The following is a 16,117-nucleotide window of genomic DNA, read 5'->3' on the forward strand; positions in this document are numbered from 1 at the left end:
TGGTGGACAGTCGGCAGGTGGCGTGTCATTACGCGGAGCAGTTTGTGGATGGGGCTGCCTAAAGCCCCCCCTGAATTGAAAGACAAACGGTAGGAGCTGGCTTGTCGGGCCGCCGCATCGCGACGATTCGACAGGCTCGCGCCAGTGGAGTGTGATGCCTATCGAGTTTGTGGTCGGTCATGACACGCGGGCCATCCGCAACAACCTCAGAAACTCGCCTTCACCGACACCATGAAGTTACGCGGATCGCCGTAGTAGTTACCGAAGGTCTCGGTGCCGATGGTCGAGTAGTAGCGCTTGTCGAACAGGTTGTTGCCGTTCAAGGCCAGCGACCAGGTGTCGTCGATCCGGTAGCCGATGCGACCATTCCATACCGCATAACCCGACTGGGTAATCTTCTCACCGCTCGATGGCGAGACCCGGAAGTTGTCGCTCTGCGCATTGACCCCGGCCCCCAGGGTGAAACGCTCCAGCGCACCGTCCAACTGGTAATCGCCCCACAGTCGCAGCATGTGTCGCGGCACGTAGGTGTTGAAGGCCGCGCCGTTGAGGCTGTCGTCGATGTCGTCGAGGGTCTTGGTCTGGGTGTAGGTGTAGCCGGCGAGCAGTTGCAGGCGTTCGATGACTTCACCGCTGACCTCAGCTTCAAAGCCCTGGGCGCGGACCTTGCCGGCGTTGACGTAGCAATAGCCGTCGGATGACGGGCAGGACGAGTTGTAGTCAGTCTGCGCCTGATCCTTCTGAATCGTGCGGAACAGATTGAACGAGCCATTCAGGCGCCCTTCGTACCAAGCGCCCTTGATCCCCAGTTCGTAACTCTGACCCACCAGCGGCTTGAGCGCCGAGCCGCCTTCGGAGCGGTAATTGCCCTGCGGGGTGAAGATGTCCGAGTAGCTGGCATAGGCCGTGAGGTTCTCGTTCAGGTCCAGCAGCACCCCGGCAAAGGGCGTGACCTGCCCGGTCTCTTTGGTGCTGGCGTGTTCCGAGGTGCCGCTGTTGATGAAGTCATAGTCGGTGTCCGAGCTGTACCAGCTCACGCGAGTACCGCCAACCAGGGTCAGCGGATCCGCCAGCTTCAAGCGCAGGATCGAGTACACACCCTTCTGTTTGGTCAACGAATTGACCGGTCCACCGCGCGACGAGTTATCGATGAAGTAGCTGTCGTCCGGCTCAGGAATATGTTTGTTCGGGTTGAACACATTCTGCCGCTGCGGCAGGAAGGCCACCGAGTAGAAGTCGTCTTTCTTGCCGCGACTGGCGTTGGCGCCCACCACCAGCTCGTGCTGGCGGCCAAAGGCATCGAACTTGCCATCGACGTAAGCATCGAGACCGTAATCGACCTGATCGTAGTCGTACATGCTGCCGAGCATGCCGGTGGTACCGACGCCCGGCGACACCGCACCGGAAGCGAAGGCATATTTGATGTCCTGGGTGTTCTTTGTGTAAACGCTGGCGACTTTCAGCGCCCAGTTGTCGTTGAGCTGATGGGCAAGATCACTGAACACCGTGGTGCGCTGGCTGCGCCAGGTGTTCCAGGACGGATCGAGACAGGTCGAGCGGCCGAGTTTCAAGTCGCTGCCATCCTTGTAGCGCGGCAGGCCGCCCCAGCACGGATTGGCATCCACGTCTTCATAGGCAACGCCCAGGCCGAGGGTGGTGTCGGCATTCAGGTCGAAGTCGAGGGCGCCGTAATACACCTGGTCCTTGCGGCTGGCGTCGTCGACAAAGTAATGCCGGCTCTGTTCGGCAACCACCGCCCGGCCGCGAATCGTCCCGGCGTCATTCAGCGGGCCGCCGGTGTCGACCTGGCCACGGTAGTTGTCCCAACTGCCACCGGACAAAGTGATCTCGGTACTCGGCGTCGCCTGCCCGCGTTTGCGCACAAAGTTGACGCCACCGGCCGTGCCGCCCGCGCCTTTCATCATGCCGGCGGCGCCGCGGAGGATTTCCACCCGGTCGTAATAAGCCATGTCGCCACTGAAGCTGTCGGCCTGAACGTAGAGGTTGCCCATGTCCAGGGGCACGCCGTCGTACTGATACTGGCCGGACATGCGGAAGCCACGGGAATAGAAGTATTTGCCGCCCATGGTCGAGTCGTAGACGGTGATGCCCGGGGTCTTCTCCATGACTTGATCGATGGTATTGAGGTTCTGGTCGTCGAGCATCTTGCGGGTCATCACCGTGACCGATTGCGGCGTCTCCTTGAGCGAGTGCTGCCCCTTGCCGATGGTCACCGCGCCTGTGGTGTAGGAACCGCTGTCCTCGGTGGTCGCCCCGAGCATCTGCCCATTAATGTTGGTGGCGCCCAGTTCCAGTGCCGAACCGAAAGTCGGCACCGCACGCAGTACATAGGTGCCATTGGCCTGGGGTTCGGCCTGCAGGCCGCTGCCAGCGAGAATCCGCGCAAAGCCTTCACTGACGCCGTAGCTGCCTTTGAGTCCGGCCGAGTTCATGCCGTCGGTTTGCCGCGCATCGAAGGAAATCGCCGCGCCAGCCGCGCTGGCGAAACGGCTGAGGACTTCCGTCAGACTGCCGGCGCCGATATTAAACGACTGCACCGCGCTTTGCTGTGGCGCGGCCACGGCTGCCGTTGCGCAAACACCACTGACCGCTAGTGCCAATACGCCGACCTTCACCGCCAATGCCAGACGCGCCGATTTGAACACCGATGACATGCTTACCCTCCCCCCAGAAACGCTGAATAAAAACTCATTGAGGGATGAGCCGGACGGCGTACATGAATAGTGCAAAACGCGGAAAGAAAATTTTGATCAGAGCACAGCGCTGCTGGCCGGCGCCGAGACAGTGACCCAATAACGGCTGAAGCGCCTGACCTGCAGCGAGAACCCGCTCTCCAGCGCCGACAGCGCCAGGTCGGTGTCATCGATGGGAAAGGCGCCAGAGACTTTCAACTGGGCAATCGCCGGATCACAGCGCACAACACCCGGACGATAGCGCGACAGCTCGGCGAGCAGTTCACCCAGCGGCCGATTGATCGCGATGATGCTGCCCTGTTGCCAGGCCCCGACCGAGGCATCGTTGCGGCGTACCGCACCCACAGCACCTTGACTGAAACCAAGGGAATGCCCGGCTTCCAGACGCACCGATGAGCCCCCACCAAAAGCGGTGACCTGCACCGCCTTTTCCAGCACCGCCACTTCACCCCCTGCCTCCCCGGCCCGGACGATAAAACGCGTGCCCAGCGCCAGCACTTCGGCGTGTCGGGTCAGGACCTTGAACGGCCGCTGCAACGAATCGCCCGCGGTGCTCACCAGAATCTCGCCGTGTAGCAGCTGCAGCAGCCGTTGCCGGCCATCAAAACGCAGGTTCACCGAGGTATCGGTGTTGAGCAGCAACGAGCTGCCATCGGCCAGACGAAACTGCCGGCGCTCGCCGACCCCGGTGCGATAATCCGCCAACAGTTGCTGCGACGCGTCGCTGCGCCACCCCAGCCAGCCCAGCGAACCGGCCGACCCCAGCAACAGCACACTGCGCAATACCTGCCGCCGCGAGCGCTCGACGCCGCGCAACGCCGGCGCCGCCAGGTTGCCCGGCACACTCGCCATTTGCTCACCCACCGCCGCCATCCGCTGCCAGGCCTGGCGATGCGCCGGATCCGCCTGCAGCCACTCATTCCAACCGGCACGGTCAGCGTCGCTGGCGATGCCGGATTGCAGGCGCGCATACCACTGGGCTGCTGCACTGATCGCCGTGCGTTCGACCGGCGACAGGCTCATGCCAGTTCCAGCTGGATCTGCATCAGGCAGCAATGTTCCATGGCCTTGGCCATGTAGTTGTTGACGCTGCGCACGCTGATATTCAGGCGCTCGGCGATCTGCGGGTAGGTCAACCCGTCGAACTGCGACAGGATAAACGTCTGTCTGACCTTCGCCCCCAAGCCTTGCAACATGCGGTCAATCTGCAGCAGCGCCTGCAACAGAATTGCCTGCTCTTCAAGGGACGGCTGCTCGATCTGCGGCACATTGGCCAATGCCTCGAGCCAGGCCTGCTCCAGCGAACGGCGACGGAACAGATCCACCAACAAGCCCTTGGCAACCCTCGACAGGTACGGCCGCGGCTCGCGGATCTCCAGCGCGTTACGCGCCTTGATCACCCGCACGAAAGTGTCCTGCGCCAGATCCGCCGCATCGCACGAATTGCCCAGACGCTTGCGCAGCCAACCCTTGAGCCAGCCGTGATGGTCGCAATACAGATCATTGACGGCGCTGTGCAGCGCTGAAGGGTTGGCAGACATGGGAATGGAAGGATTCGTGATTGATAATGACTCTTATTGTCATGCGCATAAGGATCGATTTGCAAGCGTCGAATCGCAGCCCCCCAGCAACGCGTAGAATGCCCCGCCTCTATCATCGATAAGGAAATCGCCATGCTTGCCGACAAGGCCTGCGCCGTCGTGCTGTCCTGCGAATCGCCGCCACGGATCCTCCTGTTCCGCCATCCCCAGGCCGGGGTGCAACTGGTGAAAGGCGGCATTGAAGCGGGGGAAACGGCGCAGCAAGCGGCGCTGCGTGAACTGTGGGAAGAGGCCGGCCTGCGCGCCGCCGCCATCAAGGACAATCTGGGCTGTTGGCAATCCGGGCACCACGGGCAGGTCTGGTCGTTTCACCTGTGTCAGGTCGATGCCCCACTGCCGGAGCACTGGGCGCATCAGACCCTCGATGACCATGGCCACCGGTTCGAGTTCTTCTGGGCGCCGCTTGACCCTTTGCCGGATGACGATTGCCACCCGGTGTTTTGCAGAGCGCTGGTGTTTTTGCGTGAAGAGCTGAAAGCACGAGGACACATCTGAGCCACCCCTTCGTGCTCACAACATCCACGATAAATCCAGATACCTGGCATCGCGCTTTACGATGCCTGATAGCGAAGGATGCGATTGGCGCGGCTGCCACCAGGGTCGTTAAGGTTATTGGCACTGCGCTGACGCCCGTACCTGCAGCGCACTCATAACAATAACGACGAGGTAGGCACAGATGATTGAGTCGGTAGGTTTGGGAGTCAAAGGCAAGCGCGTGGCGGTGATCGGTGCCGGCCCTGGCGGTATCGCGGCGGGTGTGGCGCTGCATCAGGCGGGTTTTTCGGTGAAGGTGTTCGAGCGTCACCCGCAACTGCGGCCGCTGGGTGGCGCAATCATCCTCAATGCCACCGGCATCGTCATCCTGCGCAGCCTCGGGGTGCAGGTCGACGATATTTTTGCCGCCGGCCTGCCGGAGTTTCGTCGCCACGATGGTCGGGTGAGGGTCAACTTTGACATCGACATGGAGCTGTTGAAACAGGCCGGCGTCACCGGTTGGCAGTCCGGCATGATGCGCAGCGAGCTCTACGAACGACTGCTGGCGGCAGCACCAGCCGATATGGTCGCGCCCAACCACAGCTTCAGTCATTACCAGGAACACGCCGACGGTGTGACCGTACACTTTGCCGAAGGCCAGGCCTATGAAGCCGACCTGCTGATCGGCGCTGACGGTGTGCAATCGAGCGTACGCGAGCAGTTGTGGGGCGCCTCGGAACTCAAGCACCTGGGCATCGCCGTCTGGCTCGGCTGGTGCGAACTGGACGGGCCCGAGCGCAAGAAAATCGTCATCCAGCACAATCACTCCTACCAGATGGGCTACGCCCCGCTGCGCTATCAGGACAAGGATTGCTTCGAATGGTGGTTCGTCGAAAAGTGCGATGAAAACCAGCCCGAACCCAAAGACCCGGCCGCCTACGTGCGCGAGCGGATCAAGGGCTTCTCCTACCCGGTGCCGCAGATCCTCGACGCCACCGACACCTCGCACAACCTGTTCCGCTGGGTGGTGAAATACCGCGACCCGCTCAAGCAATGGTCAAAAGGCCGCGTCACCATCATGGGCGACGCCGCCCACCCCACCTCACCCTACGCCGCCTACGGCGCCGGCATGGCCATCGAAGACGGCTACTTCCTGGCCAAATACCTGCGCGGACGCGACCTCAGCGATCCCCAGGCACTGGCAGCCGGCTTGCGGCGCTACGACCAGCAACGGGTCGACTACACCAACCAGACCACCGCCTTCGCGCGCTTCCTCGGGCGGCTGTATCACGGCGTGCCGGCACCCTTGAATCGACTGCGGGACTTCTTCCTCGATCACTCCCGCCTGCCGGAGAAGATGATCAGCAAGGGCGTGACCAAAGAGGCGCAGGCGCTGTTGCGGGCGGTGCTGAATCCGCTGGATTGAGCATGCCGGGGCAGTCCCACCACTGCCCCGTACTCCTGCGGCTCAGGGTGCAATCCGATAAGTCGACTGCACCAGGCCCGACGGGAAACTTCGGCTGGAGACCATTTGCAAATCAACATCCTGCGCCAGGCTGCCGAACAACGGCCGGCCCGACCCGAGCAGCAGGCACCTCTTACTCATGTTTTGCCCGAACACAAAATTTCTGACACCCCCACGCAGGAAGGGTCTGGGTATCGACGAACGCCTTCCAGGTTTTCACTCCAGAACACGATCCAGCCCCATTGGCACGATTGTTTAGTCCAGCAATAACCCAAGGTTCACAAATGCCGATTTAACCCACATTCGAGCGGTGGGAGTATCCGGAACCATGATTCCGCACCAGCGCTTGATCCGTCGCCCGCTCCAGCCTTCCTTCCCGAAGGTGCGAGCCCGTCCCTGCGTAAATCCCCTCTTCCCCATCATTCTGGCCTTCTGGGCGCTATGGCATTGCAGTCATGCGCGCCCACCCGATGTGGCTCTCGCATCGATCTGAATCCGTTGGCCCACTCACGGCCGACTTCAATCCGCTGACAACTTGTCTGCCGCTGCCGGCAGGCGGCTGATCCCTGGCGCAGCCGTGCAGGTCTGTCTGCACCCCACTTCAGGCAGTGCGCCGCCCCACGCCTGATCAGCATTCATAAAAGGAATCGATTACATGACTGTCGCCCTACACAGTGCCATCGGCACTGCCCAACGCAGCGCCTCCTATTACACGGCCAGTCTGAATGACCCCGTCCAGTACCCGACCTTACAAGGCCAGGTCAGCGTCGACGTGGTGATTATCGGTGGCGGCTTCACCGGTGTCGCCAGCGCCGTAGAGCTGGCCGAACGCGGGCTCAAGGTGGCGATTGTCGAAACCAACCGTATTGGCTGGGGTGCCAGCGGACGCAATGGCGGCCAGGTCACCGGCAGCCTTTCGGGCGACGAGGCCATGCGCCAACAGATGCGCAGCCGTCTGGGCGATGAGGTCGACGATTTCATCTGGCACCTGCGCTGGCGCGGCCATGAAATCATCGAGCAACGGGTGAAAAAGTACGCAATTGACTGCGACCTCAAGCGCGGTCATCTGCATACCGCGATGAAACCCTCGCACATGAACGAACTGCGAGCCTTTCACGATGAAGCACAACGACGTGGAATGGGCGATCAGGTCACTCTCCTTGATCAGGCCGGCGTGCGCCAGCATCTGGACAGCGAGCTGTATCAAGGCGCCCTGAAAAATACGCGCAACCTGCACCTGCATCCACTCAATCTCTGCCTGGGTGAGGCTCGCGCCGCCCATAGCCTGGGCGCATTGATCTTTGAGAACTCCGAGGTCCTGGAGATCGTCCATGGCGACCGACCTGCCGTTGTCACGGCCCAGGGCCGGATCGACGCGCGCCAGGTTCTGCTGGCCGGCGACGTCTACCACAAGCTCGAGCGCAAACAGCTCAAGGGCAAGATCTTCCCGGCCATGGGCGGAATTGTCACCACCGCGCCGCTGGGCGAATTGGCCCGCAAGATCAACCCGCACGACCTGGCCGTTTACGATTGTCGGTTTGTCCTCGATTACTACCGCCTGACCGGTGATGGTCGCTTGCTGTTTGGCGGCGGAGCCAACTATTCCGGACGCGACTCACGAGACATCGCCGCGGAACTGCGCCCGTGCATCGAACGTACTTTCCCGGCGCTGAAGGGCGTGGACATCGAGTTCCAATGGAGTTGCGCGATGGGCATTGTGATGAATCGCATTCCACAGTTGGGCAAGGTTTCGGACAACGTCTGGTATTGCCAGGGCTATTCGGGGCATGGCGTCGCGACCAGCCATATCATGGGCGAGATCATGGCTGAGGCGTTGACGGGCACCTTGGCGAAATTCGACACCTTTGCCGGCTGCAAGCACATCAAGGTGCCGCTGGGCGATGTGTTCGGCAATCCGATGCTGGCGGTGGGGATGTGGTACTACCAGATGCTGGAGAAGCTTCGCTAATGGCGATCCCTGATCGCCTCATTACCAGGCAAGACTTACTCCGCATAAAAGGTCACTGTATCCGAGTTTATTGTGGGATCTGTGTCTGCCAGTCGGCCCCGTCGCTCGCTAGCATGGACGCTATACCGATCAGCACCAAAAAGGGCTCGACATGCTCGACACTGCGGCGATGCTCACCGTTTTCTGGGTTTATCTGGCCGGCGTAGTGATTCCGGGGCCGAACTTCGTCGCCGTGGTTCACAAGGCAGTCGCCGCGACACGCACCGAGGCACTGGCCCTGGTGGCCGGTATCGTGACCGTCAATCTGCTCTGGTCTGCCTGTGCGATCGCGGGCCTGGGCCTGGTGTTTGCAGCCTTGCCATGGGCGGCACTGGTAGTGAAGATCATGGGCGCGGCGTACCTGATGTGGTTTGGCCTACGCCTGATCGTTAACGCCGGCAAGCAACCCGCCTTGCGCCCCTGCGAGGGTCCGGCGGGCAGCGTCCGGAAATCGTTCTTTCAGGGGATCGTCACCAATATTGGCAATCCCAAATCCATGGCCTTCTACGCCGCCGTCTTTTCAGCCGCCGCCCCCACCCACCCCTCGCTCAGCACCTTCGTCTCGATGCTGGCGGTGGTGGTGGTGGTTTCGCTGACCTGGTATGGACTGGTTGCGCTGGCGTTGTCGCAACCGAGGATTTCCTCGGCGTATCAAAAGGCGCGGAAAGCGATTGATCGCCTGTGTGGTGGGTTGATTCTGGGGTTGGGAGTGCGGCAATTGAGCTGAGTGGTGAGACGATTGCGGGAGGTGGGGAAATTGCGCTGTTGATTCTAAGCTGGCCTTCACGAAGGGCAGCAATCGGCCAGAAGCAGTCGTTCAACAATATGATGGTCAAGCTGAAATCCAACCGCCCAATGCAACTAATTCTACCCATATAAGCCGCGACAGTTTTTCTGTTACAGCAAGCGTCCTATCATTCGCCCAGAGCACAATTCCAAAGGCGCGCATAGTGCCCAATACGGTGTTGAGCGTCGAATCTCCCTTGTTCACCGTCTAGGGCTGTGTATGTCGTTGCATTTGCACTGGGCATTGAGCGATCGTCTAGATTTAATAATGTACCCCCCACACGAAGGAACGCTCCCATGCCCATTTTCCGCTCAATCACCGCCGGCATTACCTGCCTCGCCCTGATCTGTGGCTCTCTGCCTGCAATGGCTGATCCTGGCAATAGCAAGGGCCAGGGAAATGGCAAAGGGAACCAGTCGCATAACCAGGATCATGGCGGTAAAGGAAAAAAGTCAGGTGAGGGTGATTGGCACGGTGGCCCGAGTATCAATCATTCGAGCGTCCAGGGGATAGTCGATGGTTACCGAAATTACTGGAGTCCGGGGCCTGCGTTGCCGCCAGGGATTCAGAAGAACCTCGCTCGCGGCAAGCCGCTCCCGCCTGGTATCGCCAAGAAGCTCGATGGTCGTTTGGTCGGCAGGTTGCCGCACTATGACGGGTACGAGTGGCAGCAAGTTGGGACGGATTTGATTCTAGTGGCGCTGGCGACCGGGCTTATTTATGAAGTCCTGAATGGCGCATTTGATTAGCTGTAAAACGAATTGATTTCCAAATACGGGAAGCATGGCTTCCGCCCGTCGCCAGACCTGAACTCTCGGGCCGCAGGCGCGTCTTAAAGCCTGCGATATCAATCCCTTATGGAAGCAATCATGCTTTTAAAAAACAAGAGCCTCGTCGCTGTCATGTCCTGCGCCCTGATGCTGGCCGCAGCTCCACTTCTTCCTGCTGATCTCTCGCTCATCAGTTCTGCTGCCGCAAAAGAAGGTGGTGGTGGACACGGTGGCGGTAATGGCGGTGGAAACGGTGGGGGCAATGGTGCAGGTGTGGGTGGCGGTCGTGCAGGTTCGGACCACGCGGGCAATACCTCCAGCAGCGGCCATGGCAAGGGGCTGGCCAGCGATCATGCCGGCAAGGCGACCCGTAACCATGGGACCAGCGGAAACCACTTCGGCAGCGAGCGCAACGATGACAACGGTCACGGCGTCGCAACCTCGGGCGTAGCTCACTCCAAAGACACCCGCGGAATCGACAAGGCCCGGGCGATCTCGGATACCACGCCAGGCGATCACAACACCAAGGGACTGAGCAAAGTAGGATCGCACAAATCTCATTGAGCCCATCACCGAAGTGACAGGCTTGAGCCCTGATAAAAGCCGCAGTAATGCGGTTTTTTTCGTCTTAAGATCGGTCACTGGACTTTTGGCACTTCGAATCCACGAAGGCGGTGGGGCCATTCGCCGACGACATCGGGCTGCGCGGGTTTGTGGTTGAGTTGTGAGGGCCATTTCTGGCCTACCTGTAATGACCGCTTCTGGCCGTTTTCTGCCCATCGCGCGAGGCAGAAAACGCCGCACCCCCGCCCTTCACGCCTGCTGCATAAAAGCCAGCCGCACCGCAAACCCTATCAGCAACCCACCAAACAACCACTGCTGCACCCGCTGCGCCGTAGGATTGCGCCGCACCCACCGGCCGACCCAGGTTCCCGCGAGCGCGTAGCTGCTGTCGAACACTAACCCTACCGCCACCAAAATCACGCCGAGCAGCGCAAACTGCGTCATCACTGGCGCCGCGCCAGGGGTGATGAACTGCGGCAGAAGCACCGAGCAGAACAGCAACGCCTTGGGGTTGAGCAGGTTGGTCAACATGCCCCTTTGAATCGCCGATTTCCAGGGCGCTTTGTGCTGGGTCTGGACACCGTCCGCTGACAAGACGAACGTGTTGCTCTTGAATAAATGCAGGCCCATCCACAGCAAATAGCCCGCCCCCGCAATACGCACCACATCGAAGGTCCACGGCGCCACTTTGAACAAGGTCGCCAGGCCCATCGCGGCCAGCGCCACATGACAGCTACGAGCGATGGCAAGCCCCAGGGCCGTTGCCAATGCCACCGACCGCCCCTGTGAGGCGCCGGTTTGCAGGAGCAGAATCATGTCGGGGCCTGGCAGCAAGTAGATCATTGCCAGCGCCAGCAAATACAAGCCTGGGTTTTCCATTGTTCTGTACTCCATAGGGGTGAGTGACGAACAAAAGTCTAAGCCTGATACCCAGGGCAGGTGGTTGCGGATTCGACCCCGGGAAAGCCTGTAGTTGGTATATCCTGCCAATATTTGACAATGAGCAGCCCGACCATGCCAAAAACCAAACTTGACGCCTTTGACCGCCGCATTCTGGCCGCGCTTCAGCGCGACGGTCGTTTGACCAATGTGCAGTTGGCGGACGAAATCGGGCTGTCCGCTTCACCCTGTCTGCGCCGGGTGCGTCAACTGGAAGAGGCGGGGGTGATCAAGGGGTATCGGGCCAGTCTCGATCCTGATGAGGTCGGGCTTGGATTGACGGTGTTCGTCGGCATCAAGGTCGAGCGTCATCACGAAACAGAGGCCGAGCGTTTCCGCGAGGCGGTGTCGGCGCTACCGGAAGTCATCTCGGCCTTTCTGGTATCGGGCGAGTCGGATTTCCTGCTGCATGTGGTGGTGCCTGATTTGCGAGGCTATGAGCGTTTTCTTACCGGGACTTTGCTCAAGTTGCCTGGGGTGAGTGATATCCGGAGCAACTTCGCGATACAGACGGTCAAGGCGCAAAGCGCGTTGCCACTGGGTCATTTGCCGGATTGAGTCTCGGCGTGGGAGCAGCCCGGGCGGCGCTCCGCTGCTCGGGATGGGGGCGGCATATCCAGCATGTGCATTGCCTGACACGCCGTCTTCGCGAGCAGGCTCGCTCCTACAGTTTGGATTGGTGGCGGACGCAGATTATGCATCCACCGCCAATCCCCTGTAGGACCGAGCCTGCTCGGGATGGGGCCGGTACATCCGGCATATGCATTGCCTGACACGCCGTCTTCGCGAGCAGGCTCGCTCCTACAGTTTGGATTGGTGGCGGACGCAGATTATGCATCCACCGCCAATCCCCTGTAGGACCGAGCCTGCTCGGGAAGAGGCCGGTACATCCGGCATGTGTATCGCCTGACACACAGTATTCGCGAGCAGGCTCGCTCCCACAGTTTGGATTGGTGGCGGACGCAGATTATGCATCCACCGCCAATCCCCTATGGGCACAAGCCTCAACCACGCCCTTCCCCTCGCCCACAGTCATCTCTCCCCCCAACCCAACCCCATTCCTCACCGCCAGCACCTGCGCCATCACACTCACCGCAATCTCCGCCGGGGTCTTGCTGCCGATAAAAATCCCGATCGGCCCCCGCAGCCGCTGCAACGACTCCTGCGTCTCGCCAAAATGCTCGATCAACCGCTCCCGCCTTAGCTGGCTATTGCGCCGCGAGCCAATCGCGCCGATGTAGAACGCCGGCCCATGCAGCGCCTCGAGCAAGGCGAGGTCGTCGAGTTTGGGGTCGTGGCTCAGGGCGATGATGCAGGTGCGCTGGTCGACGGCGTAGTCGCGGACGACGTCGTCGGGCATGCCGATGAGGGGTTCGACGCCGTTGATGGCCCAGGCCTCGATGTACTCGGGGCGCGGGTCGCAGATCGAGACTTTGAAGCCGTTGAACAAGGCCATGGTGGCCAGGTATTCGGCCAGTGCGCCGGCGCCAATCAGCAGCATGCGATAGCCCGGGCCCAGGGTGTTGAGCATGCGCTGGCCGTCGAAGCTGAAGGCTTGGGGGGTTGTGGTGGGATTGAGGGTGACCTGGTTGTTGGTCAATGTCAGGCGGCGCTGCACCAGTTGGCCGGCGTCGAGGGCGTAGAGCAGTTGCTCCAGCGAGTGCCAGGACGGGTTGAATTCGAGGACCAGTTCCAGGGTGCCGCCGCAGGGCAAGCCGAAGCGATGAGCTTCGTCAGCGCTGACGCCGTAGCGCACCACTTCGGGCAAGCCGCCCTGCATCCCCAGCCCGCCATGGGCGCTGGTGTAGCGGTGGATCAGGTCGTCTTCGATGCAGCCGCCGGACACGCTGCCGACCACGCGCCCGTCGTTACGCAGGGCCATCATCGACCCCACCGGGCGCGGCGATGAGCCCCAGGTACGCGCCACGGTTGCCAGCAGCACGCGCTCGCCAGCGGCGAGCCAATCCCGCGCAGTGCGCAGGACCAGCAGGTCGATGCTTTCCATCAGGCTCTCCTCTGGCGCAAGGGCGCGCCGTGGCTGATCAGGTGAAGGTGTGGCGGCTCATGGGCAGGCTGCGGATGCGCTGACCGGTGAGTGCCGCCACCGCATTGGCCACCGCCGGGGCCACCGCCGGCAGCGGCGGTTCGCCGATGCCACCCATTTTTTCGCCGCTCTCGACCACCCGCACATGCACCCGTGCCATCCGCGCCGGCGGCAGAATCGGATAGCGGTCGAAGTTGCGCGCCCGCGGTTGGCCATCGACCCACACCGCCTCCTCCACAAGGGTCTGCGACAACCCCAGCGCCACGGCGCCGTTGACCTGCGCCTCGACAATCGCCGGGTTGACGATGCTGCCCGGGTCGATGGCCTGCCAGATGTCGTGCACCTTGACTTGGCCGTTCTCGATCGAAACTTCGGCGATCACCGCCGCCTGCGAGCCGAACGGCGACGCCATGGCCACGCCACGTGCACGCTTACTGCCGTCCTCGGCGGTGAACGGACCGCGCTTCCAGCCACCCGACAACTCCCCCACCGCCTGCAACAAGGTAGTCAGACGCGGGTTATCGCGCAGCAGGTGCAGGCGCAGCTCAAAGGGGTCCTTGCCGCCCTTGTCGGCCAGTTCGTCGAGGAACGACTCGTAGAAAAAGTCGTTGAGGGAGTTGCCCACCGAACGCCAGTAGCCAAGCATCGCCGGGCCTTTGACGTAGAGCTGAGCAATGCGCTTGTTGGCAATGGCGTATGACTTGCCCGACAAACCTTCAAGGGCCGAAGGATCGAGCTTTTCGCCCTGCTTGCCGGCAATGGCTTCAGTCGGCCCTTCAGTGGTGCTGATGGCTTCGATCGCCACCGGCCAACCGTCGTTGCCCAGCGCGCCGCGAAAATGCACGGCAGCCACAGGGCGCAGCACGTCGCGCAAAAACTCTTCCTCGCGACTCCAGATCAGCTTGACCGGACGCCCCACTGCCTTCGCCAGGGCGATCGCCTGGGGATAGGGACTGGCGCTGTCGTAGAGAAAATGCCGGCCGAAGAAGCCACCCAACAGCGGCGAATGCACGGTGATTTGCGCCGGATCAAGTCCGGTGCGCTTGGCGATATCGGCGCGGAACATATCGGGCGCCTGGTTCGGCAGCCAGACTTCCAGGCTGCCGTCCGGGTTGAAGCGTGCCAGCGCCGACGGCGGTTCCAACTGGGCGTGGTTGAGGTACTGATTGTGGTAAGTGGCTTCGACCCGGGCCTTGGCGCTGGCCAGGCTGGCAGCCACGTCACCTTCGTTTTCGTCATCGCGTGCCGAGCCTTTTGCGGCGGCCAATTGCGTCAGGTAAGCGTCACTGGAAAAATCCGCCGGCATCGGCCGCACTTTGCTGTCGGCGGTGGGCTCCTGCCAGTCGACCTGCATCGCCTCCACCGCGCGCCTCGCGTGCCACCAACGCTCGGCGACCACCGCCACCGCACCCGGAAGGCGGTGCACGGAATGCACGCCTTTCATGGCCTTCACTTGCTCTTCATTGCGCAGTTGACCCACGGTCATGCCCAGGCGGGGCGCATGTTGCACCGCAGCGTGGAGCATACCGTCGACCTTCTGATCGATACTGTAGAGCGCCTTGCCCGTGGACTTGTCGTAGGCATCGATGCGCTTGACCGGCTTGCCGATCCAACGGAACTGGCTGGGGTCGCGCAGTTGCACGCTGTCGACATCCGGTACCGGCAGGTCCATCGCTCGCTCGGCCAGTTCGCCGTAGGCCAATGAGCGACCCGACGCGGCGTGCAGCACCTTACCGGGCTCGGTGGTCAGCTCACTCAGCGGCACTTGCAGCTGTTGCGCGCCGGCCTGCAGCAGCATGGCCCGGGCCAGCGCGCCGAGGCGGCGCATCACCGGATAGCTCATGCGCACCGACATGCTGCCGCCAGTGATACGCATGCCGTTGGCCATGACCACGTAGGCTTCGCCGGGCGGTGCGGCTTCGACCAGGAAGCTCGCCGGGTCGACGTCCAGTTCTTCGCCGACAATCTGCGCCATCGCCGTGAAGATGCCCTGCCCGCCCTCCATGAACGGGCACAGCAGACGCACGCTGCTGTCCGGGCGAATTTCCAGAAACGCCGGGACCCGGGTGCCCCGTTCAACGCTGGCCGCCACTGCAGCCTGCACGCGGACCGAGCCCAGCGGCAGGCCGAAGCCGAGCACCAGGGCGCCGATGGCGGTGCCGGTGAGGAAACGCCGACGGGACAGATTGACCGGGTCGGTCAGCGACAACGCAACGTCTGCCAGAGCAGGATCGATTCGCACGCTCATCAGACAGTCCCCTTGCCGGCCAGCTCATGCACCGCGGCATGAATCGCGTTGTAGGTGCCGCAGCGGCACAGGTTGACCATTGCCGCCTCGATCTGCGCATCGCTGGGAGTGGGGTTCTGTTTGAGCAGCGCGGTGGCGGCCATGACTTGCCCGGACTGGCAGTAGCCGCACTGGGCGACCTGTTGCTCGACCCAGGTGGCGACCACTCGCTTGCCCACGGCATCGCTCTCGATCGCCTCAATGGTGGTCACCTCGCGGCCGACCACACCGGCCACCGGCATCATGCACGAGCGCACCACGGCGCCGTCCACCAGCACCGAACAGGCGCCACATTGCGCCAGACCGCAGCCGTACTTGGTGCCGGTCATGCCGAGGTCATCGCGGATCACCCACAGCAAAGGCGTGTCGGCGTCGGCATCGACCTGGTAGGTCTTCTGGTTGATTCGTAGTTCCATGGCTCACCCGCGTGATCATCGGTTGAAGGGCATTGTGATGGGCAGCGA

At 61.9% G+C, this 16,117-nt stretch carries 14 protein-coding genes and 1 pseudogene; 7 read left to right on the forward strand and 8 right to left on the reverse strand.

Features of this window, described 5'->3' with window-relative positions:
• Positions 1-206 precede the first annotated feature (206 nt).
• The 3 genes from NR126_RS22100 to NR126_RS22110 all read right to left on the reverse strand — a co-directional run bounded on the left by NR126_RS22100 (position 207) and on the right by NR126_RS22110 (position 4,255).
• Positions 207-2,675, reverse strand: coding sequence for a TonB-dependent receptor (locus NR126_RS22100; RefSeq protein WP_256831457.1), 2,469 nt, complete (start codon positions 2,673-2,675; stop codon positions 207-209).
• 96 nt (positions 2,676-2,771) lie between these two features.
• Positions 2,772-3,737 (reverse strand): FecR domain-containing protein, encoded by a 966-nt coding sequence (locus NR126_RS22105; protein ID WP_256831460.1) that lies wholly within the window; start codon positions 3,735-3,737, stop codon positions 2,772-2,774.
• Entirely contained in the window at positions 3,734-4,255 is a 522-nt protein-coding gene (locus NR126_RS22110; RefSeq protein WP_105755597.1) for a sigma-70 family RNA polymerase sigma factor, read from the reverse strand. The genes NR126_RS22105 and NR126_RS22110 overlap by 4 nt, the downstream gene beginning before the upstream one ends.
• Positions 4,256-4,387: 132 nt before the next feature.
• Between NR126_RS22110 and NR126_RS22115 the strand changes: the two genes are divergently transcribed.
• Together NR126_RS22115 and NR126_RS22120 are read left to right on the forward strand one after the other, a co-directional pair.
• A complete protein-coding gene (locus NR126_RS22115; protein ID WP_256831464.1) occupies positions 4,388-4,810 on the forward strand; it encodes an NUDIX domain-containing protein in 423 nt (140 codons plus the stop codon).
• Between the two features lie 181 nt (positions 4,811-4,991).
• A complete protein-coding gene (locus NR126_RS22120; protein WP_256831467.1) occupies positions 4,992-6,215 on the forward strand; it encodes an NAD(P)/FAD-dependent oxidoreductase in 1,224 nt (407 codons plus the stop codon).
• 42 nt (positions 6,216-6,257) lie between these two features.
• Here the strand turns inward: NR126_RS22120 and NR126_RS29060 are convergent.
• A pseudogene (locus tag NR126_RS29060) lies at positions 6,258-6,380 on the reverse strand (dihydrofolate reductase); the annotation flags it as partial.
• Between the two features lie 529 nt (positions 6,381-6,909).
• On the opposite strand from NR126_RS29060, the gene NR126_RS22125 reads away from it, so the two are divergent.
• The 4 genes from NR126_RS22125 (at position 6,910) to NR126_RS22140 (ending at position 10,383) form a co-directional block, all read left to right on the forward strand.
• Positions 6,910-8,223, forward strand: coding sequence for an FAD-binding oxidoreductase (locus NR126_RS22125; protein WP_256831469.1), 1,314 nt, complete (start codon positions 6,910-6,912; stop codon positions 8,221-8,223).
• A 151-nt stretch (positions 8,224-8,374) separates the two neighbouring features.
• Complete coding sequence (locus NR126_RS22130) at positions 8,375-8,989, forward strand: LysE family translocator (RefSeq protein ID WP_256831471.1); 615 nt, start codon at positions 8,375-8,377, stop codon at positions 8,987-8,989.
• A gap of 356 nt (positions 8,990-9,345) precedes the next feature.
• Entirely contained in the window at positions 9,346-9,798 is a 453-nt protein-coding gene (locus tag NR126_RS22135; protein ID WP_256831474.1) for an anti-virulence regulator CigR family protein, read from the forward strand.
• A gap of 120 nt (positions 9,799-9,918) precedes the next feature.
• Positions 9,919-10,383, forward strand: coding sequence for a hypothetical protein (locus tag NR126_RS22140; protein ID WP_256831475.1), 465 nt, complete (start codon positions 9,919-9,921; stop codon positions 10,381-10,383).
• Positions 10,384-10,632: 249 nt separating this feature from the next.
• Here the strand turns inward: NR126_RS22140 and NR126_RS22145 are convergent, their stop codons facing one another.
• Positions 10,633-11,262, reverse strand: a complete 630-nt coding sequence (locus tag NR126_RS22145) for a LysE family translocator (RefSeq protein ID WP_027619456.1) — start codon at positions 11,260-11,262, stop codon at positions 10,633-10,635.
• 135 nt (positions 11,263-11,397) lie between these two features.
• On the opposite strand from NR126_RS22145, the gene NR126_RS22150 reads away from it, so the two are divergent.
• Positions 11,398-11,880, forward strand: coding sequence for an Lrp/AsnC family transcriptional regulator (locus tag NR126_RS22150; RefSeq protein WP_027619455.1), 483 nt, complete (start codon positions 11,398-11,400; stop codon positions 11,878-11,880).
• Between the two features lie 409 nt (positions 11,881-12,289).
• Here the strand turns inward: NR126_RS22150 and NR126_RS22155 are convergent, their stop codons facing one another.
• From NR126_RS22155 to NR126_RS22165, 3 genes are read right to left on the reverse strand one after another with little or no spacing between them, the layout of a single operon-like run.
• Positions 12,290-13,327: an XdhC family protein gene (locus NR126_RS22155; protein WP_256831477.1), complete on the reverse strand. Its 1,038-nt coding sequence runs from the start codon at positions 13,325-13,327 to the stop codon at positions 12,290-12,292.
• Between the two features lie 37 nt (positions 13,328-13,364).
• Positions 13,365-15,614, reverse strand: a complete 2,250-nt coding sequence (locus tag NR126_RS22160; RefSeq protein WP_256831479.1) for a xanthine dehydrogenase family protein molybdopterin-binding subunit — start codon at positions 15,612-15,614, stop codon at positions 13,365-13,367.
• A complete protein-coding gene (locus tag NR126_RS22165; RefSeq protein ID WP_027620248.1) occupies positions 15,614-16,069 on the reverse strand; it encodes a (2Fe-2S)-binding protein in 456 nt (151 codons plus the stop codon). Before NR126_RS22165 ends, NR126_RS22160 begins: the two co-directional genes overlap by 1 nt.
• Between the last annotated feature and the right edge of the window lie 48 nt (positions 16,070-16,117).

The organism is Pseudomonas sp. Pse1, from assembly GCF_024519635.1.
Classification (GTDB): domain Bacteria; phylum Pseudomonadota; class Gammaproteobacteria; order Pseudomonadales; family Pseudomonadaceae; genus Aquipseudomonas.